At 41.8% G+C, this 20,244-nt stretch carries 19 protein-coding genes, 2 pseudogenes and 1 CRISPR repeat array (1 of these 22 only partly in view); of the genes and pseudogenes, 6 read left to right on the top strand and 15 right to left on the bottom strand.

Annotated features, from left to right (window positions below; genetic code table 11):
* Nucleotides 1-101: a CRISPR direct-repeat array (repeat unit 37 nt; unit sequence ATTGCAATTCATTAAAATCCCTATTAGGGATTGAAAC) (it extends 1,903 nt beyond the left edge of the window).
* A gap of 181 nt (nt 102-282) precedes the next feature.
* Both RMY00_RS25035 and RMY00_RS25030 read left to right on the top strand, forming a co-directional pair.
* Entirely contained in the window at nt 283-1,170 is an 888-nt protein-coding gene (locus RMY00_RS25035; protein ID WP_322650134.1) for an NAD(P)-dependent oxidoreductase, read from the top strand.
* Between the two features lie 43 nt (nt 1,171-1,213).
* The gene (locus RMY00_RS25030) at nt 1,214-1,885 is read left to right on the top strand and encodes an O-methyltransferase (RefSeq protein ID WP_322650133.1); all 672 of its coding nucleotides are present in this window, start codon (nt 1,214-1,216) and stop codon (nt 1,883-1,885) included.
* 303 nt (nt 1,886-2,188) lie between these two features.
* Here the strand turns inward: RMY00_RS25030 and RMY00_RS25025 are convergent, their stop codons facing one another.
* The 6 genes from RMY00_RS25025 to RMY00_RS25000 form a co-directional block, all read right to left on the bottom strand.
* Nucleotides 2,189-3,277 (bottom strand): HAMP domain-containing sensor histidine kinase, encoded by a 1,089-nt coding sequence (locus RMY00_RS25025; RefSeq protein WP_322650132.1) that lies wholly within the window; start codon nt 3,275-3,277, stop codon nt 2,189-2,191.
* A gap of 5 nt (nt 3,278-3,282) precedes the next feature.
* Nucleotides 3,283-3,993 (bottom strand): response regulator transcription factor, encoded by a 711-nt coding sequence (locus tag RMY00_RS25020; protein ID WP_322650131.1) that lies wholly within the window; start codon nt 3,991-3,993, stop codon nt 3,283-3,285.
* A gap of 229 nt (nt 3,994-4,222) precedes the next feature.
* Complete coding sequence (locus tag RMY00_RS25015) at nt 4,223-4,918, bottom strand: NYN domain-containing protein (protein WP_322650130.1); 696 nt, start codon at nt 4,916-4,918, stop codon at nt 4,223-4,225.
* A gap of 482 nt (nt 4,919-5,400) precedes the next feature.
* The gene (locus RMY00_RS25010; protein ID WP_322650129.1) at nt 5,401-6,480 is read right to left on the bottom strand and encodes a fatty acid desaturase; all 1,080 of its coding nucleotides are present in this window, start codon (nt 6,478-6,480) and stop codon (nt 5,401-5,403) included.
* 218 nt (nt 6,481-6,698) lie between these two features.
* Complete coding sequence (locus RMY00_RS25005) at nt 6,699-7,751, bottom strand: fatty acid desaturase (protein WP_322650128.1); 1,053 nt, start codon at nt 7,749-7,751, stop codon at nt 6,699-6,701.
* Between the two features lie 240 nt (nt 7,752-7,991).
* Nucleotides 7,992-8,813: an acyl-CoA desaturase gene (locus tag RMY00_RS25000; RefSeq protein WP_322650127.1), complete on the bottom strand. Its 822-nt coding sequence runs from the start codon at nt 8,811-8,813 to the stop codon at nt 7,992-7,994.
* Nucleotides 8,814-8,903: 90 nt separating this feature from the next.
* Here RMY00_RS25000 and RMY00_RS24995 point away from each other — a divergent pair, with 90 nt between their 5' ends.
* Nucleotides 8,904-10,145 carry a methionine gamma-lyase family protein gene (locus tag RMY00_RS24995; protein WP_322650126.1) on the top strand — a complete coding sequence of 414 codons (1,242 nt, stop codon included), beginning with the start codon at nt 8,904-8,906 and terminating at the stop codon, nt 10,143-10,145.
* Nucleotides 10,146-10,570: 425 nt separating this feature from the next.
* On the opposite strand, the pseudogene RMY00_RS24990 reads toward RMY00_RS24995, so the two are convergent.
* The 9 genes and pseudogenes from RMY00_RS24990 to RMY00_RS24950 all read right to left on the bottom strand — a co-directional run.
* Nucleotides 10,571-11,257: pseudogene (locus tag RMY00_RS24990) on the bottom strand (NADPH-quinone oxidoreductase); the annotation flags it as partial.
* Between the two features lie 458 nt (nt 11,258-11,715).
* Entirely contained in the window at nt 11,716-12,057 is a 342-nt protein-coding gene (locus tag RMY00_RS24985; protein ID WP_322650125.1) for a cupin domain-containing protein, read from the bottom strand.
* 91 nt (nt 12,058-12,148) lie between these two features.
* Nucleotides 12,149-13,318, bottom strand: coding sequence for a zinc-dependent alcohol dehydrogenase (locus RMY00_RS24980; protein WP_322650124.1), 1,170 nt, complete (start codon nt 13,316-13,318; stop codon nt 12,149-12,151).
* Between the two features lie 162 nt (nt 13,319-13,480).
* Nucleotides 13,481-13,879, bottom strand: a complete 399-nt coding sequence (locus RMY00_RS24975) for a hypothetical protein (RefSeq protein WP_322650123.1) — start codon at nt 13,877-13,879, stop codon at nt 13,481-13,483.
* 62 nt (nt 13,880-13,941) lie between these two features.
* A complete protein-coding gene (locus RMY00_RS24970) occupies nt 13,942-15,111 on the bottom strand; it encodes a zinc-dependent alcohol dehydrogenase (protein ID WP_322650122.1) in 1,170 nt (389 codons plus the stop codon).
* Between the two features lie 16 nt (nt 15,112-15,127).
* Nucleotides 15,128-15,271: a hypothetical protein gene (locus RMY00_RS24965; protein WP_322650121.1), complete on the bottom strand. Its 144-nt coding sequence runs from the start codon at nt 15,269-15,271 to the stop codon at nt 15,128-15,130.
* 54 nt (nt 15,272-15,325) lie between these two features.
* Nucleotides 15,326-16,024 carry an SRPBCC family protein gene (locus tag RMY00_RS24960; protein WP_322650120.1) on the bottom strand — a complete coding sequence of 233 codons (699 nt, stop codon included), beginning with the start codon at nt 16,022-16,024 and terminating at the stop codon, nt 15,326-15,328.
* A 112-nt stretch (nt 16,025-16,136) separates the two neighbouring features.
* The gene (locus RMY00_RS24955; RefSeq protein WP_322650119.1) at nt 16,137-17,234 is read right to left on the bottom strand and encodes a DJ-1/PfpI/YhbO family deglycase/protease; all 1,098 of its coding nucleotides are present in this window, start codon (nt 17,232-17,234) and stop codon (nt 16,137-16,139) included.
* A 150-nt stretch (nt 17,235-17,384) separates the two neighbouring features.
* Nucleotides 17,385-17,612, bottom strand: a pseudogene (locus RMY00_RS24950) (DUF2267 domain-containing protein); the annotation flags it as partial.
* A 336-nt stretch (nt 17,613-17,948) separates the two neighbouring features.
* Here RMY00_RS24950 and RMY00_RS24945 point away from each other — a divergent pair.
* The 3 genes from RMY00_RS24945 (at nt 17,949) to RMY00_RS24935 (ending at nt 20,072) form a co-directional block, all read left to right on the top strand.
* Nucleotides 17,949-18,347 carry a DUF6335 family protein gene (locus RMY00_RS24945; protein ID WP_322650118.1) on the top strand — a complete coding sequence of 133 codons (399 nt, stop codon included), beginning with the start codon at nt 17,949-17,951 and terminating at the stop codon, nt 18,345-18,347.
* A gap of 386 nt (nt 18,348-18,733) precedes the next feature.
* The gene (locus tag RMY00_RS24940; protein ID WP_322650117.1) at nt 18,734-19,225 is read left to right on the top strand and encodes an orange carotenoid protein N-terminal domain-containing protein; all 492 of its coding nucleotides are present in this window, start codon (nt 18,734-18,736) and stop codon (nt 19,223-19,225) included.
* Nucleotides 19,226-19,622: 397 nt separating this feature from the next.
* Nucleotides 19,623-20,072 (top strand): orange carotenoid protein N-terminal domain-containing protein, encoded by a 450-nt coding sequence (locus RMY00_RS24935; protein ID WP_322650116.1) that lies wholly within the window; start codon nt 19,623-19,625, stop codon nt 20,070-20,072.
* The last annotated feature ends 172 nt before the right edge of the window (nt 20,073-20,244 follow it).

Here is a 20,244-nt window from a genome sequence, read left to right as displayed (position 1 = left end):
TTCATTAAAATCCCTATTAGGGATTGAAACTACCATTAAGATTGAATTTGGTGGGCAAACACCAATTGCAATTCATTAAAATCCCTATTAGGGATTGAAACGGATAGGTTTATGAAGACTGTTTTACTCCTGTCTACTGCCTATCTTTCAGCAGATAGCTTGCTTGTTAACCTTATCCGTGGTTTGATTAAAATACGGCATTTATATCGATTTATCGTATTTTATTGACAGATCAGTTACCTGAATTAACTTGTCAGCCACAAAGTAAATATAAAACTTTCTATGCCTATCCAAACTATTGGTATTTTAAGTCCAGGTGATATGGGACAAGCGATCGCAGCTGTTCTCAATCAAAATGGATTGAAAACTATTGCTGCTCTAGACGATCGCAGTGAACGAACTCGGCAATTAGCAGCCGCAGCCAACATTCAAGATGTGGGTTCCCTTACGCAACTAGTAATTGAATCTGATGTAGTCTTGTCAGTTCTAGTCCCCGCAGCAGCCACTGAAGCAGCGAAGCAAGTAGCTGAGGTGATTAACAATGTTAATAAACCCATTCTCTATGTTGACTGTAATGCGATCGCACCCCAAAAAGTCATCAGTATCAGCCAACTTATTGAATCAGTTGGGGGAACATTCGTAGATGCATCAATTATTGGCCCACCACCACGAGTTCCCAATCGCACCCGCATTTATGTTTCAGGAAAACAGGCCAGTCAACTCCTACAATTGCGGGATCATGGCTTGGATGTGCGGGCGATTGGTGATGAAATTGGTCAGGCTTCCGGTTTGAAAATGACCTATGCAGCTCTGACAAAAGGACTTACAGCAATCGGCACAGAATTACTAATAGCAGCCCATCGTTTAGGATTGGATAAGCAACTATGGGATGAAGTGTCTAGTAGCCAACAGGAACTTGCTAGCATATTAACCCGTTCGATTCCATCGATGACACCAAAAGCGCATCGTTGGATAGGAGAAATGGAAGAGATTGCAGAAACTTTTAAAGAATTAGGTCTGACTGAGAGGATTTTTTACGGCGCAGCCGACGTTTACCGCTTGGTCAAAGAAACCTCCTTGGGTAAGGAAACACCAGAAGAATGCGATCGCGATCGTTCATTGGATGAAATTATTACAATCCTCTCCAATGAAGCAATATCTGACACCTAATCTTGAGTAATTCTTTTATAGATAGGGTAAAAAGCGAGAATCTATGACTCAAGAGCAATGGACTGTGGTCGATCATTACTTTAACGATTTACTTGTGCCGCCCGACCCTGCGCTGGATGCGGCGCTCCAGACCAGCGCAACAGCTGGATTACCACCGCATAACGTTTCGCCAACCCAGGGCAAGCTATTGCTGCTGTTGGCACAAATTCAAAGGGCGCGAACCATCCTAGAGATTGGCACGCTGGGCGGCTACAGTACCATCTGGCTGGCGCGGGCGTTACCCAACGACGGCCGTCTGATTACGCTGGAGGCTAACCCAAAGCACGCCGAAGTCGCCCACACCAACTTCGCCCACGCTGGTCTGTCCGATATCGTTGACCTGCGCCTCGGACAGGCACTCTCTACGCTGCCACAGATTGCTGCCGAAGGTCATACATTTGACCTAATCTTCATTGACGCCGACAAGCCAAACAATCCAGATTACTTCAGATGGGCGCTCAAGCTTTCCCGTCGCGGTAGCCTAATCATTGCCGATAATGTTGTGCGTAACGGAGCAGTGATTGATGCCACCAGCAGCGATCCTAGCGTCCAAGGAGTGCGTCGCTTCAACGAACTACTCGCCTCTGAGCCACGCGTTTGCGCCACGGCAATCCAGACAGTGGGCAGCAAAGGATATGATGGCTTTGCGATCGCGATCGTCACTGCTGACCAATAAGACATTCAACCAAGAACCGTGAATTTATTGCTAAATTTTTGCAATCCCTTCTTAAGATTGAATAGCAAATTGTTATTTGGTCAGTCTTAGGAACGATTTTGAGGGAACAGGTAGGCGATCGCAGCATAACCCGAAACACTAAGTAAACTAACCCAAAAAGTAGCCAAAATAAAAGTAGACATAACACTATACTCTATATACTTCCAAAATCTCCGCATCCATCAAAAAACAAAGAATTTGGATACTTTCAAATTAGCAATTGTGTATGACATAGCAGTGACTACATTGTGTCAATCATTTATCTCAAGCTAAAGGCAGAAAAAACCGAAACGTACTGCCAACTGCCAACTCGCTTTCTACCTGAATCTGACCGCCTTGTAGTTCAATCAAACGACGGGAAATAGTTAAGCCAATACCAGTACCTCCCGAATGGCGATCGCGCGACTGATCGGCTCGCCAGAAACGCTCAAACACATGAGGCAAATTTTCTGGAGCGATACCAATACCTGTATCCATAACCGCAATCCAAAGTTGAGATGCTTCAGTTCCAACACGAATTGTAATTGAACCTTCATTCGTGTAACGCACTGCATTACCCAGCAAATTAACCAACACCTGTTCTGTGCGGTCAATATCTGCCAATACAGGAGGTAATACAGATGGACATTCCAATACCAGAATTGGCCCATCCTCCAACAGTTGATCGGTAAATTTCTCCACTAATGACTCTAACAACGGACGCAGATTTACCCGTTGGATATTAATTGGCAAATAACCAGCTTCTGCCTTAGATAGTTCTTGTAAATCGTTCACCAATCGCTCTAAGCGCCTAGTTTCTTTAGCTAAACGCCGATAAATCTCAGGAGACGCTTCAATTTCTCCATCAGCCAGTTCTTCCAAATAACCGCGCACCACAGTTAACGGAGTCCGTAATTCATGGGTCATGTCTCCAATTACTTCTCGCCGTCGTGCTTCTACCCCTTCTAAACTGGCTGCCATCCGGTTGAAACTAGCACCCAATCCATTAAGTTCTGGAATGTCAGACATCGGTAGTCGTGCATCCATCTGACCGGCAGCAAATTTTTGGGTGATTTGTTCCATCTCGGTCAACCTCTGCATAATCCGTCTGGACACCCAGTAACTTAATCCCCCGGCGGCAGTCGTGCCAACTAACACTGACCAAATAGTGCTTCGCCGCCAAGCAAGTTCAAATCCTGCAACCAATTCAGTACGGACATCGATTAAGTCAAATCCCTGATTTTCTAATCGCTCCAAATGCAATACAAACAAACGAGGGGAAGATATTTTACTGATACTCACCAAACTAGCTACCCCCACGAGCATTACTACTAAGTGGGAGAGAAATAGGCGCGTTCTCAGCCCTATTTTCATAAGATTTACCCTACCAGAGGATCTTCAAATTTATAGCCCACCCCAACAACAGTTTTAATAAAAGTAGGATTTGCCGAATCAGGCTCAATCTTTTTTCGCAACCGAGCTACATGAGTATCCACCACTCGTTCATCGCCAAAAAAGTTATCTCCCCAAAGTTTATCAATTAGTTGAGTGCGATTCCAAACTCGACCAGGATTGCTGACAAAGGTAGTTAGCAAGTTAAATTCTAGGGTAGTTAAATCTAAAACTTCAACTTCCTGAGAATCCATCTGACGACTAGCAGTGCGCTGGTCTACATCAACAATAAAGTGTTGGGTACGATTGACTTGATGCTGTCCCCCTTGGCGGAGGCTACGCCGCAGTAGTGCCCGTACTCTAGCTACTAACTCTCTGGGGCTAAAGGGTTTAACCATGTAATCATCAGCACCAGTAGACAGACCAATGACGCGATCAATTTCCTCACCCTTAGCCGTAAGCATTAAAATGTAAGGATCTTTTACACCTGGTTTCTGGCGAATTCTGGCACAAACTTCCAACCCATCTAAACCAGGAATCATTAAATCCAGAATAATTAAATCAGGTGGTTGCTCTTGAAACATCCGCAAAGCATTCATCCCATCGCGGCTAGTGCGACAAAAAAATCCTTCTTTTTCTAAAGAGAGTTCGATTAAACGAGCAATTTCTGGTTCATCTTCAACTATTAAAATATCCATTTCAATTAGGGTCGAGGAAAATACGCAAATAGAACTGGGGACTAGTACCGCAAGGCCGAAGTCAAAAGTCAAAATTCAAAAGTCAAAAGTATTATGGAATGAGCTTTTTAGGGATTTTGAATGGTTGCTCCATTTCCGCCGTGTTGTACTAGTAGTCTTCAGATCCCCGACTTCGCGGAAGTTGTCGGGGATCTAGCAGCCCTGCAAAATTAATGAGACAAACCACTAGTTAAAGGTTTGAATTTGACGGCGTGCGATAACTATAGCCAAGATTAGAATCTTTTTGAATGTATGTCTTAATACTATCAAGGTCAATGAAGCAATCAGCAACATCGATCAAGCTTTCACTAGTAGTATTTTGTAGACTTACCACTTCCACCCGAACCCCCATTCTACTGACAGCATTCACAGCATAAGCCAGATCCCCATCGCCACTGACTAAAACCGCAGTATCATAATAAGGAGCTAAAGTTATCATGTCTACAGCAATTTCTACGTTCAAATTTGATTTTTTGAAATTTTCTGCTGGTTGTGTGATATCTTTAGCTACTACACGATAGCCGTTACGACGCATCCACAATAAAAAACCCTGTTGCTTTTCATTAGTGGTATCAACCCCAGTATAAAAGAAAGCACGCAACAGTCTTGAACCGTTAGTTAAATGACAAAGCAATTTAACGTAGTCAATTTCTATACCAAGTTGTAATGCTGTATGAAACAGGCTTAAACCATCAATAAAAATAGCAACTCGACCACGATTCAAGTTATTTAAAATCGAACTATCGGGTGCTATATCTTCCGTCTTGGTATCTTTAGTTTTGACAGGAGTATCGCTCAAATTTTGCCCTTGCCAATGTGGTTTAGCTTTGAGTATTTTAGGTTCCTTAAATTCATTTCTTTGTTTGCTAAAATTAGTTATAATCATTGATACCTCTGATTTTAAAGCTGGAAAGAGTTTTGGGTAATTTATCTATACTATATATAGTCTAGTTTGTGCTGATTTATAACCCTAGCAGGTAATGGTCTTAAGTCACTAAATTTAGATAAAATTAACCGTGTCTTCTGCACAAGCAAGAAAGAGCGTCTAACACAAAGGTTCCGCTTTGCCCTAGAATCTGGGGTACGTCATCTATCTATATTTTATTTTACAGCTAGGAAGTTGAAATTTCCGGCAGGCTGAGGATGCTCAAATACTGCTAAAGTTAGAATCACTAATAATGTAATATGCGATGCCTGCGGCGGGCTACACCAACACCCTTCAAAAAGTAAGCTTTACTAAAGTAGTTAAGTAATCTTTAATACAACTTTTCTAAAACTTTATATAAATTAGCTAGTGTTAAATGGTCATAAAGCATTAACAAAAATCTAGGATTCCCGACTTTTTTAAAGAAGCCGGGAATCTGAGTCTTAATCTTTAACTAACTTATTGTTGGATGTGTAGTAAATCTTACTACCAGTATCAGGGACAAAATGGCAATTGATACATGAATTCCATAATGATTTCCAAATTGGTTCTTCCGATTTGTGGAAATATTCACCCATCACTGGTTTTATTGCCTCAGTTGCCTTCAGCAAATTGTAGTGAGGGATGTTAAGGAATATATGGTGAGCAACATGAGTACCGATATCGTGATGGATATGATTAACTAAACCATAATCACGATCAATACTAGAAATTGCGCCTTTCAAGAAAGTCCAATCTTCTCCACGATACCAGGGAAGCTCTGGCTCTGTGTGGTGCAAGAACGTCACCAAATCTAGCCAAACTATGAACACAAGGTAAGGCACTGCATAATATTTCAGCAACCACATCCAACCCCATTGGTAGGTGAAGAAACCTAGCAAACCTACCATGCCAATCAAAAGTACAGTACTAGTGATGACATCCCATTTTTCTGATGGTTTGAAAAGCGAACTGCTGGGCAAAAAGTGGGAGCCTTCTTTATTAGGAGAACGCTTAAATAAATACACAGGATAAGCCAAAAGAAAAACATAATATCTGCCGATCTTTTGGGCTAAAGGCATCTCCTTATATTGTGATTCGCTTACAGGATACCAGCTTTCATCATTATCAATATTGCCAGTATTTTTGTGATGAGTTCTGTGACTAATCCGCCAACCATGATAAGGAACAAGTATTGGTGTGTGAGAAAGATGTCCAATCAAATCATTGAGCCATTTCTGCTTAGAAAAAGATTGGTGTCCGCAGTCATGTCCGACTACAAACAAAGCCCAAAACATCGTTCCTTGCATTAGCCAGAAAATCGGAAAGAAAAGCCAAGAATCTAGGTAATGAGCAACTGCATAAAGCAGACCAATAATCAAGATGTCACGAAAGAAGTAAAAAAGTGATTTTGTCACATTGGGCTGAAAGCATTCAGCAGGAATTGAAGCTTTTAAATCTTGAAGAGTGAAAGGTAATTTAGTTGTATCCTCAGACGTTTCACCGCTAAGAGACTTGTTGAAACTGATGGTATCTAATTGCACTGGGTTTTTTTGTTGGATGTAAATCGGAACTTTATTTGAGACACAATTATCTCACCTCTAGAATGCCCACGAAACTAGCGATCGCTAACACACAAGAGGGTAATTTCTGGCAATTGATCTAACAATTTTAGTCAGTAAAAAACTGCCAGATTTTATTTAAACACAGCATGATAAACGCCCTCGTTGATTCAAGAGCGTGAGTGTAATCACAGTGCTATTTATTGCTCTCTGTAATATTCGTTGAAAGTCTGATAGCCAACATCAGTTGTATATAGTTGACATTGGTCTGTAATCTGCTTCATTAAAGACCAAGAAAACTTACACTCATCATGGAGATAAGGCTGCCAATTTTCTTTGATGCTGCTGTAAGCTAGCCGTAAATTATAAGAAGGAATCGCAGTAGAAATATGATGAGGGACATGAACATTGATATCATGGCACAAAATTTCTACCCAGCGCGGATAATCGCAATGAATAGTGCCAGCTAACTGTGCTAAAGCTTCGTTCCATTTATTTGCTGTAGCAAAAGGAACATCTGCGGCAGTGTGGTGAACAATAGTAAAAGTACTCATCCAAAAATGGTAAATCATCCAGGGCACTAGCCAAAATTTGACAAATCCCCAGATGCCAGTTGTGGCGATCAGAAGTGGGAAAGCGATCGCTGCAAACACAACTACTACTGCCACAGAAAGCTTGATACTCGACTGGTCTTTAGTTTTGAAGTTCCGCCAATCAAAATGCACCACAGCCCAATGTCCAATGGAACCTACCCACCAGAAGCGTTTACGCATGAACAACTCAAAAGCAGACTGCCGGGTTTTATCCCAATTTTCAAACACTTCTGGTCTGATTGGATGCCAAGCATTGTCCTCATCCAGCTTGTTGGTATGAGTATGGTGATAATTATGCTTAATGCGCCAACTGTGAAAGGGGTAAATCAACGGCATCATGAAGAAGTGCCCCACCAAATCATTTACCCAACGACGTTTGGCAAAAGACCTGTGACCACAATCATGGCCTATTACAAAAAAACCTGTTAAAGCAGTGCCTGTAAAAATCCAAGCTAGGGGCAAGAGGAACCAAGGAGTAATAATCAGGCTGTAATAGCCCAAGGCAACCGCCAGGACACTGAGCAGTACTTGTGTCCAAGCTTTGCGACTGTTCTGCTGAAAACATTCCCGTGGCAGGGTTTTGACAATATCTTTGAGCCGAAAGTCGGAATTACTAGGCTCGTCACTTAGTTTCTGGCTATTAATTATTGATGTAGTCATGGACACCTAAAAAACAACAAACTCCTCCACCAAGTCACTAAAAAAGTGACTTACCGCAAAAATTCTTAATATTAGCGCTTTGGATTATAGCAATCTAACTGACACAAGCGCACCAGTAAATAGCTTTTTGAAAAGTTAGGAGTTAGAAGTGGTGAGTTATGAGTTAAAAACGTTACACATCCTAATTCCTGTACAGACACGATTAATCGCATCACTCTTGTACGATTAATCGCGTCTCTCCTAACTAACTTTTGTTGGGGCCAACTTCACATTAGTAGCCAGACCAACTGCTTGTAGCAACTGAACAGTCATCCAAGTTAAATCGATTTCCCACCATTCCAGCCCATGACGAGCTGAGTATTGAAAAGCATGATGGTTATTATGCCAGCCTTCACCGAAAACTAGTACGGCTACCCACCAGCAATTAGTCGATTGATCCCCAGAATCATAGCTCCGATAGCCAAACTTATGAGTAGCGCTGTTCACTAACCAGGTGCAGTGATAAACCCAGACAATGCGAACAAAAATTCCCCAAATAACAAAGGGCCAGCCACCTAGAAGCAAAAGCAATACGCCTAGAGCAACCTGGATCAAAATGAAATATTTTTCTAAAAACTGATAAACTGGGTCTTCGGCAATGTCTTTGGTGAAACGAGGAACATCAGCGTGAGCGGGACAATAATGAATCAGCCAATCCATGTGGCTCCACCAGAAGCCTTTATTAGAGTCATGGGGATCAGCGTCAGTATCAGAGTGTAAATGATGAATGCGATGTGTCCCGACCCACTCAATAGGGCCTCCTTGACACGAGAGTGTACCAAAGAAAACCAAAAGATATTCTAGCCACTTGGGAGTTTGAAAACTGCGGTGGGTAACAAGGCGGTGAAATCCTAGAGTAACGCCTAAGCCGCCAGTTACCCAGTACAGCAAGAAACCCACACCAACTGCCGTCCAGCTAAAGTTACCAGGAACAAAGGCAAATAAAGCGCCGATGTGCAGTGCAATGAAGAACAGGGTATTAACCCAGTTAATTTGAGGTTTAGTTGAGGTAGCAATTGTCATGCAGTAACCTGAATTTGAATTTTCCAGCCTAGTCTGCGCGATCTTAAAATCCGCATATCTATAATTTAATTTTTTTTGAAAGAGGAACTGATGAACAGCTTAGAACAGCTGCGGCAAGCAGAACAGGCACTATTAGAAATTTTTTCTGGAATTGACACTCAGGTCAAGCATAATCTAAAACGAGTGCTGGATGCTTTTCGTAATAACCGTGTGGGCGCACACCACTTTGCTGGTGTAAGCGGTTATGGCCACGATGATTTAGGACGAGAAACTTTAGATAAAGTTTTTGCTGAAGTTATGGGCGCTGAAGCTGCGGCCGTACGGGTGCAGTTCGTTTCGGGAACTCATGCGATCGCTTGTGCTTTATTTGGTGTACTCCGTCCTGGGGATGAAATGTTAGCAGTGGTCGGTTCTCCCTACGATACGCTTGAAGAAGTCATTGGTTTACGGGGTCAAGGTCAAGGCTCTCTTATCGAGTTTGGCATAAATTACCGCCAATTGGAGCTAACCCCAGAAGGAACTATAGATTGGCAAGCTTTAACTAGTAGTGTGGCTGAAAACACTCGTTTAGTGTTAATTCAGCGTTCTTGTGGCTATTCTTGGCGTCCTAGTTTATCAATTGCCGATATTGAAAAAATTGTCCACTTAGTCAAGCGGCAAAATCCGAATACCGTTTGCTTTGTGGATAACTGCTACGGCGAATTTATCGAAACAAAGGAACCTACAGCTGTAGGTGCTGATTTAATGGCAGGGTCATTGATTAAAAATCCTGGTGGTACTATTGTCAGTGCTGGCGGTTATGTTGCAGGTCGCACCGACTTAGTGGAAGCATCGGCTTGTCGCCTCACTGCTCCCGGTATCGGTAGTTATGGCGGTGCTACTTTTGACCAAAACCGCCTGCTGTTCCAAGGCTTATTTCTGGCTCCGCAAATGGTAGGAGAGGCGATAAAAGGGACATACTTAACTGGTTATGTATTTGATAAACTCGGTTATCCAGTTAATCCCGCACCTCTGGCTCCCCGTGGAGATGTAATTCAGGCAATCAAACTCGGTTCTGCCGAAAAGCTAATTGCTTTCTGTAAGGCGATACAACAGCATTCTCCTATCGGTTCCTATCTTGACCCTGTTCCAGATGAAATGCCAGGGTATGAGAGCAAAGTAGTCATGGCTGGGGGAACATTTATTGAAGGGAGTACCTTGGAATTATCAGCAGATGGGCCTTTGCGTAAACCCTATGTGGTTTATTGCCAGGGGGGGACTCATTGGACTCATGTAGCGATCGCTTTAGAAGCTGCGATTAATGAAATAGGAAGTGCTGGCATAAAATTATGAACCTATCCCACTAATAATATTTGTGCTACAAAGCTTAAGTTAATTGAGAACTGAAAACGAAAAATCAAGGTTTTCAAGCACATTTTACGAAAAGAAGTAGGGATTTTTAGAATAGTGGGATAGGTTCATAGCATATATTCCGCAGGGCATCAGGTTTATTGATAAATTAGTGAAAGGCGATGCCTACGGCTGGCTACGCCTACGCATTTGTTATTTCGGCGAACTCATTTGCTATTTCGGCGAACTCATTTGTTATTTCGGCGAACCCATTTGTTATTTCGGCGAACTCATTTGTTATTTCGGCGAACCCATTTGTTATTTCGGAGTACCCATTTGTTATTTTGGAGTACCCATTTGTTATTTTGGAGTACCCATTTGCTATTTCGGCGATCGCATTTGCTATTTTGGCGAACCCATTTGCTATACTACCGATCTACTGATCCCATGATGATATCGATACTACCTAATACTACAACTAGATCGGCAACCTTCACGCCGCGTAAGATTTCGGGTAATACTTGCAAGTTATTGAAATCGGCGGGACGAATTTTCCATCGCCAGGGGAAGACATGATCATCGCCAATTAGATAAATTCTCAACTCACCTTTACCACTTTCTACACGAGCGTAAATTTCCCCCTTGGGAATCTTAAAGGTGGGGGCAACTTTTTTGGCGATGTACTGATAATCAAAGCTATCGCACTTAGATTTTTTCCCTGATGTCATGCGCTTGGCTTCCAGGTTCTCAAAAGCACCACCAGGAAGTCCTTTGAGGGCTTGGCGAATAATCTTCACCGATTCGCGCATTTCCCGAATTCTGACCAGGTAACGAGCATAACAATCACCAGCAGTATCCCATTGCACTTCCCAGTCGAAATCGTCGTAGCATTCATAATGATCTACTTTCCGCAAATCCCATTTCACACCAGAAGCGCGTAAAATGGGGCCAGAAAGCCCCCAGTTGATGGCTTGTTCACGAGCGATCGCGCCAATGCCTTGAACGCGACGGCGAAAAATGGGATTATTGGTAATTAAGCGCTCATACTCGTCTACTTTGGGGAAAAAGTAATTGCAGAAGTCTTCGCACTTGTCTACCCAACCAACTGGCTCCTTTTGACTTCCGCCTTGCGGTACTAGCCTCCATTATTAAAATAATATTTTTAAATAAGTATTGCGACTAGGGCTTTTTTCTTTATAGTTCTGTCTAGGAAAGGATTTTAAAAAGCTCTGGCTTCTTTCGAGAAAGGTATAACCAAAAGGCAGTAGTTTATTGTATTGCTTTACCAGGCTAGATAGCGAGTCAAAGAAGAGGAAAAGGGGCAGGGAGCAGGGAGCAGGGGGGAAACCCCATCCATAAATAAATGCATTGGCTTTGAAACCCTTGTAGCAGGGCAAATGAGTGGATTTTTCCCCCTCCCCCCCTGCTCCCCTGCCTCTTCGGTCAAAGTAAATAGGGGAACAACACTGTTGTTCCCCTACAAACGCTTTATATTCCATGCACTTGAGAGCAGCTATTTTTTAGCGATACCTTCGGTGAGCTTCGCTAACGCATAACTTCAGATAGCTGCAAATCAGTTTTCGTCTCGCCCGTGAACTTGAGCAGGTGGACTGGTTGCTTCAACAGCACTGAATGATTCTAGGATTTTATAAGTATGACTGGCTCCTTTAGGTACTACCCAAGAACTGCCAGGTTCTAGTAAAATCGTTTGCCCTTCAATATGTAATTCTGCACGACCTTTGATTACATAACCAACAGTTTCATATTCCCGTGCTGTTGGCTCTTTAGGTTCATTCGCTTCCTCATTCTCCCATAGGCGCATAGAAATGCTTTTGCCAGATGCAAGATATTTTTGACCAAGTTCACCTTTAGGCGAATGGCTAGAGTCTACTTTGATAACGGTTTTATCAGACATATTTTTTGCCTCTTTATACTTTTAACTTTGGGTATTGGGCATGGTTATTTTCCTTGTTTCCAATTCCCTATTCCCCATTCCCCATTCCCTACTAAGGTTTGAGTACAACTTTGATGCAGTTATCTTTCTTGTGCTTAAAAATTTCGTAGCCGTGGGGCGCTTGTTCTAGAGGTAAAGTATGGGTGATGATAAAGGTTGGATCAATGTCACCATTTTGGATGTGTTCTAGTAAAGGTTTTAGATACTTGTGGACGTTAGTTTGTCCCATTTTGAAGGTTAATGCCTTGTTCATGGCAGCACCCATCGGGATTTTATCTAAAAAGCCACCGTACACACCCGCAAGTGATACGTGACCACCTTTAGCAGCAGATACTATTACTTGCCGTAGTGCTGTCGGACGGTCTGTTTCTAGACGTACTGCTTGCTTTACTTGGTCGTAGAATGCCATAAAGTCTGTGCCGTGTGCTTCCATTCCCACTGCATCTATGCAAGCATCGGGGCCACGACCGCCAGTCATTTCTTTAAGTGCTTCGCCAATATTCACTTCTTCGTAGTTGAGAACTTCTGCTTTGCCGTATTCTTTAGCCATTTGCAGCCGTTCAGGAACGCGGTCAAAGGCGATTACCCGTTCCGCACCGAGCATATATGCGCTTTTAATTGCGAATTGCCCAACTGGGCCACAACCCCAAACGGCAACAATATCACCGGGTTTTATGTTGCAGTTCTCAGCTGCCATGTAGCCAGTAGGGAAAATATCTGTTAAAAATAGCACTTGCTCATCCGTTAAACCATCGGGAATTTTGAACAAGCCCACATCGGCAAAGGGTACTCTTGCATACTCTGCTTGACCACCAGCGTAACCGCCGAATAAATGAGAGTAGCCAAATAAACCTGCTGGCGAATGTCCCATTTGCTTTTCTACTAACCAAGCATTGGGGTTAGAGTTGTCGCACAGTGACCATAAATCCCGATTGCAGAAAAAGCAGCTACCGCAAGATATAGTAAAAGGAACAACGACGCGATCGCCTACCTTCACATTTTTAACTGCACTTCCAAGTTCTACAACTTCCCCCATGAATTCATGACCAAGGATATCGCCCTTTTGCATGGTGGGAATGTAGCCGTCGTAAATATGCAAATCTGAACCACAAATTGCTGTGGAAGTAATTTTAACAATGGCATCGCGTGGGTTAAGAATTTTGGGGTCGGGAACTGTATCTACCCGCACATCGTTTGCTCCATGCCAGCAAACTGCTTTCATAATATTTTAGTCCTTACTTATCATTCCTGGCTCGTTAATATCAAGATAAACACTTGATTTAGCCTGATTTTGAGACGCGATAGTTATCGCGTCTCAAAAAATTTTCAAAGGTTGTTTTACAGTGTGTGAGTCAAAAAGTTAGACTCAAAAATTGCTACCCGTCTAGACTCTATTTCTGAGTTGCTTGCTAGGAGCAGTTCGGTAATAACCTTCTTTCGTTTCAGTCAATGGCTGAACTGTGTCTTCGGCTTTATTTTTTGTAGACTTCAGAAACTCTTTTGTAGAGCGAGGAGTCTCTTCATCCAAGTTTAGCTTTTCGCGGATATTATCAGCAGCGCTTTTTAACGGATTTCGGCTATTTGTAGTTTGGGTATCGTTTCTGCTTTCACCTTGTCGGTCTGGGATTCCTTTGTAATAAGTACCCTCTGGAGTTGTAACATCAGCTTGTGCTACATCAACGTAGGTAAAAGCTTGACCCAGTAGAAACATAAATCCTACTAGGAAAACTACAACAATTTGGGAAATGCGAATATTTCGTAGCCAAGAAGTTAATCGATTCATAAAAAACCTCAATTGCATTATGTTAGGTGTACAATTCAAAACTCTAAATGACTATTTGCCATTTAGGGTTTAAGAACAACTTTGATGCAGTTATCCTTTTTTTGTTGAAAGATGTGGTAAGCGTGGGGTGCTTGTTCTAGTGGCAATTGATGGGTGACAACAAAGGATGGATCAAGTTTTCCATCCAAAACCATCTGCAATAACGAATGCATATATTTTTGTCCATGCATTTGTCCCATCCTAAAGGTTAGACCCTTATTGAAGGCTGCACCCAATGGTATTTTGTCTACAAAACCACCATAAACACCCATGATTGAAAGAGTCCCGCCTTTACGACAGGCGACCATCATTTCCCGCAGAACGTGGGGACGGTCGGTTTCCAATCTGAGCTTTTGTTTTGTCTGGTCGTAGAAGTCTTCTAAACCAACACCGTGTGCTTCTAAACCAACGGCATCGATGCAAGCATCGGGGCCACGACCACCAGTCATCTCTTTCAACGCTTCGCCAGCATTAACTTCTTCGTAGTTAATCACTTCTGCTTTGGCAAACTTTTTCGCCATTTCCAGGCGTTCGGGAAAGCGATCTATAGCGATCACTTTTTCGGCTCCCATCATGTAGGCACTAATCATGGCAAATTGTCCAACAGCACCGCAACCCCAAACGGCTACGGTATCACCCGGTTGAATATCGCATAATTCTGCGCCCATATAACCTGTGGGGATAGCGTCGGAGATGAATAATAACATCTCATCCGGCAAGTCTGGCGGAACTTTAACGACACCCACATCAGCAAAGGGTACACGGATATATTCTGCTTGTGCGCCTGCATACCCACCTAGCATGTGGGAGTAGCCATAAATTGCTGAGGTGATATTGCCAAACAATTTTTCTTGAATCCAGCCGTTGGGATTGGAATTATCGCATAATGACCACATATCACGTTGGCAATAATTGCAATTACCGCAGCCAATTGTAGAAGGAACAACAACGCGATCGCCTATTTTTAAATTGTTGACTCCCTTGCCAACTTCTACGACTTCCCCCATGAATTCGTGACCAATAATGTCACCCTGTTGCACTGTGGGAATATAGCCACCATATATATGTAGATCAGAGCCACAAATCGCCGTGGAAGTAATTTTAATAATCGCATCACGCGGGTTGAGAATTGTCGGATCTGGTACCGACTGTACCCGCACATCATTAGCACCGTTCCAGCAGACTGCTTTCATAGTTATTAGTCCTTAGTCATTGGTCATTAGTGAGCCAGTGCGGTCTTGGGGGTTTCCCCCATAAGCAACTGGCGAACCCGTAAGGGTCATTGGTCATTAGTGAGCCAGTGCGGTCTTGGGGGTTTCCCCCATAAGCAACTGGCGAACCCGTAAGGGTCATTGGTCATTCGCTTTAGGCAAAGGACAAATGACAGAGGACAAAGAACAAATAACTCTACTTGCGTCCAGAAGGTTGACCTTCGGTGGTGGCAATTTCGCCTGCTTCCATTAGCATTTTGAAGCGCCGCAATTCATCACCAATTTGCTGTTCTGGTTCTTCACCAAAAAGTTTAGCTACGGTAGCTGCTAATGCTCCACCGGGGAGGTTATACTCCAAAACAACCTTAACTTCCGTGCCGCGATCGCCTGGTGCTTTTTTGAAGCGAACAAAACCAGAATTATCAACATCTGCACCTTCTACAGAAGCCCAAGAAATAAATTCATTTTCTCGGTCTTCGAGAATATCTGCATCCCATTCCACGCTGTTACCCAATGGTGCATTAGCAACCCAATGAGAACGTTTTTCGTTATGCACTTTGACAGATTTGAGATGCTTCATAAATGTAGGCAAATTCTCAAAGTCGTGCCAAAAGCGATACAATTCTTCTGCCGATTTATTGATCGTTACTGTCTTTTCAACTTTGATGGGTTTGTTTATCCCTATTGCTTCCTGCGCTTGCTGAATTGTGCTTTGCTTTGTTGCACCTTGATAGAGCAAACCACCACCAGCCAAAGCCGTTAACGCTCCCCGCAATGAACCTTGCCTTAAACCCATCAGTACCATCGCACCACCACCGATGAGAGATGCCCAACGCTCTACTTCACTAGCTTCAGCCTGATTGGTACTTGGTTTATCACCTGATGTTGAAGTCACTTTTTTATATCTCCATCACAGTAAATTCACTATAGAGGCGCAAATATCCTCTTCTTTGTATCTCTGTGTTATTTGCGCCTCTGCGGTAGCCGTCTACGTTCGTTCAAAAACCTTACATTGAAACAGCAGCCCCTGTAGTGGGCTTAGGAGGCTGAATCTGACCGCCTATCCGCGCCCGATACAGTTCTACTAATCGCTGTTCGTATTTCAATAAATCCTGGTAAATTTCTTTGAAGATACTAGTTGCTACTGGGTCAGTGAACATTGCACATAAATTGCCAACGTCGCCGATACCAGTTTGGAGATCACCTAAAGCAGAACGTAACTGATATATGTCATCACTTCCTGTTAAGGCAGTTTTCACCTTGGCATACTGATTGGCAATATTTGCCCCTAAAGAAGGTTTTTCGCCCAATAGCTGAAGATAGGTTTCCAGTTTTTGAATGTGGCGCTGTTTATTAGCAATTATTTCTTGAAAGACTGAGTTAACTTCGTTATCTGATTCCTTTTGCAAGTAGTTTTCAAATGCTTCTAGTGAATAACGTTCACCAGCAAGGGCATTATTTAAACCTTTGGCGATCTCACCTTTAGTAGAGCCACCCCAAGCATCAGCTAGCTTCCACCATTCAGCACTTGTCTCTTTTGCATTTGGTAATACAGCATCTTTGCCACCATAACCCAAATGGCTTAATACAGTTGTGGTGAAAATTGGCAAGTCTCCAGGTTCACGAGATGTAATCAAATTTCCATCAATTACTACCGGCTCATCTAGATATTTTGCGCCAGCGTTAATCATGTCTTTGGCAATAGCAATAAAACCAGTGGCTTGTTTACCTTTGAGCAAGTCGCCTTCAATCAAAACTTGTGGCCCATGACAAACAGCAGCAACTAATTTTCCTTGTTGTATGGCTTCTTGGACAAAACGTACTGTGTTGGTGTTCCGCCGCATTTGGTCGGGAGCCATCCCACCGGGAATAATCACAGCGTCGAATTCGGCTGCGATCGCTTCTGTAGTAGTACCATCAGCTTGGATGCTAAGTTTACCGCGTTTACCCTTATATTTTTCATTCATTCGGGAACCAAGGACTACTACTTCCATTCCCGCTTGTTTTAGTCCATTATAAGGAACTGTAAATTCTGCATCTTCTACTGCATGTTCAATGAGAATGGCAACTTTTTTCTTACCAAAATGATTATTATGGTCAGTCATTGATTATATTACCTGTTTATTTCTAGTATTTTACTAGCTGCAATATTTATCGATTAGGAAAGTTCAAAAATCAGAATTATTTCTGATAAATTTTATTTGAATTGCCCACTATGCAGAAACTTCACCTGTTGGTTAAGCCCCAAACATTGCACGAGTAATAAACTCTTGTAAGTTGAAAGAGCCACCACTATCTCCTTCTTTTCCTCGTAAATAATCCCCTAGTGGTTGGGGCAAACTTGCAGCTAGTTCCTGTGCTTCATCATTTGCTATTCGTTCTTTAAGGGTTTCTAGTGTGGCACGGGTAGCACGTTCTGCCTCTTCACGAGAATCTGATTGGGTAAGGCTTTGTACATGTGTAATGAACTCATCGTATTCCACTGTCTACCTCCACTTATCAAAATTCTTTAGTTAAAAGCATGAATCTCAAGTTAAATGGCTAAAGTTAAATTTGATTTTTGCTGATAATAAAAAATAGTTATGAGTAAGAATCTGCCTACTGAATAATTTCGGTTTGAGAGCTACTAACTCATAACTAAAAACTTCAACTACAAGTTGCTTGACCATGAATTCATATTTACAATCGTATGGCTTGATGGCTAGTTTAACTTCGTACCAAGGGGATAGATTATTTTATTTCTAAAGCTATACATCTTTGGTAAGACAACTAGGTTACAGGAAAACGTTATTGTGAGAATGCACAAAAGGGCTAGTATCATGGCAGAAAAAAATCATAATGACGAAATTGAAACCAATGATTTGCCACAGGAAATTACCGAATCCTACGGTACTGGTGTGAAAGACTTGCCGGGATACAATATTGGTGGGCGCTCAATGAGAGCAGAAAGACAGGAATATACAGAAACTAGTCCTGAACTTACTGGTGGCGATGTTGACGCTTATTGGCAAGATGCAGATGCAGTTGGGGATGAAGCTGTTGGTGGTAGTACTTCCACTCCCGATCAAAATGTAACTGAGGAGCTAGAAGCAGCAGTAGGGCTAGAAATGGATGATTTTGCGTTTCTGCGTACCAACGAAATTTTAGAGGAGCGTGACGATTCTCGCTGGGAGTTAGATCCAAAATCTTCTGAAGATTATCAAGATCGACGAGAATAAGCTAGATAAAAGTAAAAGCTCTATTCTTAGTGAATGCAGCCATTAATAAATAATATGGCTGAATTAGGCAGTGCTTTTTAAGCACTGTCACAATAAAATTAACATCTATCTACAGAAATAGTCCCTGATAATATCTCAATTTGCTACCATACCCGCCCATTACTAACTCCTTTACTTTGCTAAAGGTCATTATATTTGCTTTTGATATTGGGTTTTTATCTAATTGTAATACTTCTAATGCAGGACTACAGGTTGCCCAATGTATGTCTTGTCTATAATTGTTCTTCTTTATGATTTCAATACATCTGTCTTCAGTAGGGTAAAACGTTAAATGTACATTTGATAACCTTGCTAATGAAATCAATTAATTGCAATTGGAGTTAATAATGACATTTACACAAACTGGCGATCCAACCATTCGTGAACATGTTCAAGCTTGGCAACAGTTGGGTGTGGATCAACAACTGGCTTTGTTTTGGTTCGTTTATAAAGAAATGGGTGGCTCAATTACACCAGCTGCTCCTGGTGCTAGTACTGTTTCGCCAGAAATTGCTGAGGGTTTGTTTAATCAAGTTAAGGAATTATCTCACGAACAACAATTACAAGTTCAGCGTGACTTGATTAATAAAGTAGATACCCAAATTTCTCGTGAATATGGTTCTCTAGGTGATACCACTAAGCTACTATTTTGGTATCGATTATCTCAAGGTATGGATGATGGAACTATCATTACTGTACCTTCTGATTATGAACTTCCTTCAGAATGTCAACAGTTATTTGGCAGAATTCAAGGATTAGAGTTTGAGCAACAGATTACTCTTTTCCGTGATTATGTTTCGCCAATGGGCGCCGAAGCAAAAGCAGGTGCTGAAATTTAGCACTTTTGAAGTTTTTAGAGCGTTTGAGGCTACTTGCAAGGGTATTATATCGCTGGTAAAGCTAGCTATATTGGCCAGTCGCTTAATATCAAACTGAATTTTGATGACTGGCATCTTTATCTTATCTTGATACATAAACACAGAGTAAAAAACTAAAACTCTTACTCTGTGTCATTTATCTATGTCCTTAGTCCAGTTAGTCCAGTTTTACCCTACAGTCGTAACGCCTTTTGTTTTGTACTCAAATATATTAAAAATAATGATACTTGAATTAATCTGTCTTTTGGTTGGTTTAAATATGCCTAATTTATATTATTAGTGGTATATAATACAATGTTTTATTTATTAAATCGATATTTTTTTAGTTATTTAAGTAGTTAATTAATTTGAGGTGTTTATGACTTCTACCAACGTAAATTTTTTAGAACAAAGTGTATCAAAATTTCAAAGTTTAGATACAGACGATCGCCTGAGTGTGCTAGCTTTACTTTACACTGAAATTTCTGATGAAATTCCAGCGATCGCTCTCAATGATGTGTGCAACGAAAAAACTGGGAATTTAGTTGCACAAATTCAAAACCTGCCACAACAAGAACAGGTTTCTGCTTTGCGTCAACTGCTAAACCAAGGCGAAGCAGGGGAAACAGCAATTCCTACTCAAGAATATACTTCAATGAGCGCTGACGATAAATTAGCTTTTTGGTATCACCTCGCCCAAAATTTGGGAACTACAATTATCGGTATACCAAATGACTATATACCTTCTGAAAAAGCTACAGAAGTAATAGATTTACTTCATACACCCAACCTTGAGGATTTAGTGACTTTCTTTAAACGGGTGCTGTAATGGTTTTGAGTTAAAAAAGAAAGGTGAGGCATAGCCCCACCTTTCTTTTTAAATTAATTATTTTAAGTTAATAGTTATGGTATTTTATCCTAAACATTGGGTTAAGGAAATTTACCTCTAAAGGAAGCAGGGAGAGATGAAAAAGCTGAACCCAAGCCTATTGGTATGTGCC

Origin of the sequence: Nostoc sp. ChiVER01 (assembly GCF_034531155.1) — a bacterium.
In the GTDB taxonomy this organism is placed as follows: Bacteria; Cyanobacteriota; Cyanobacteriia; order Cyanobacteriales; family Nostocaceae; genus Nostoc.
Note: the sequence above shows the minus strand (reverse complement) of the source record. Positions and strands in the feature narration are given on the sequence as shown.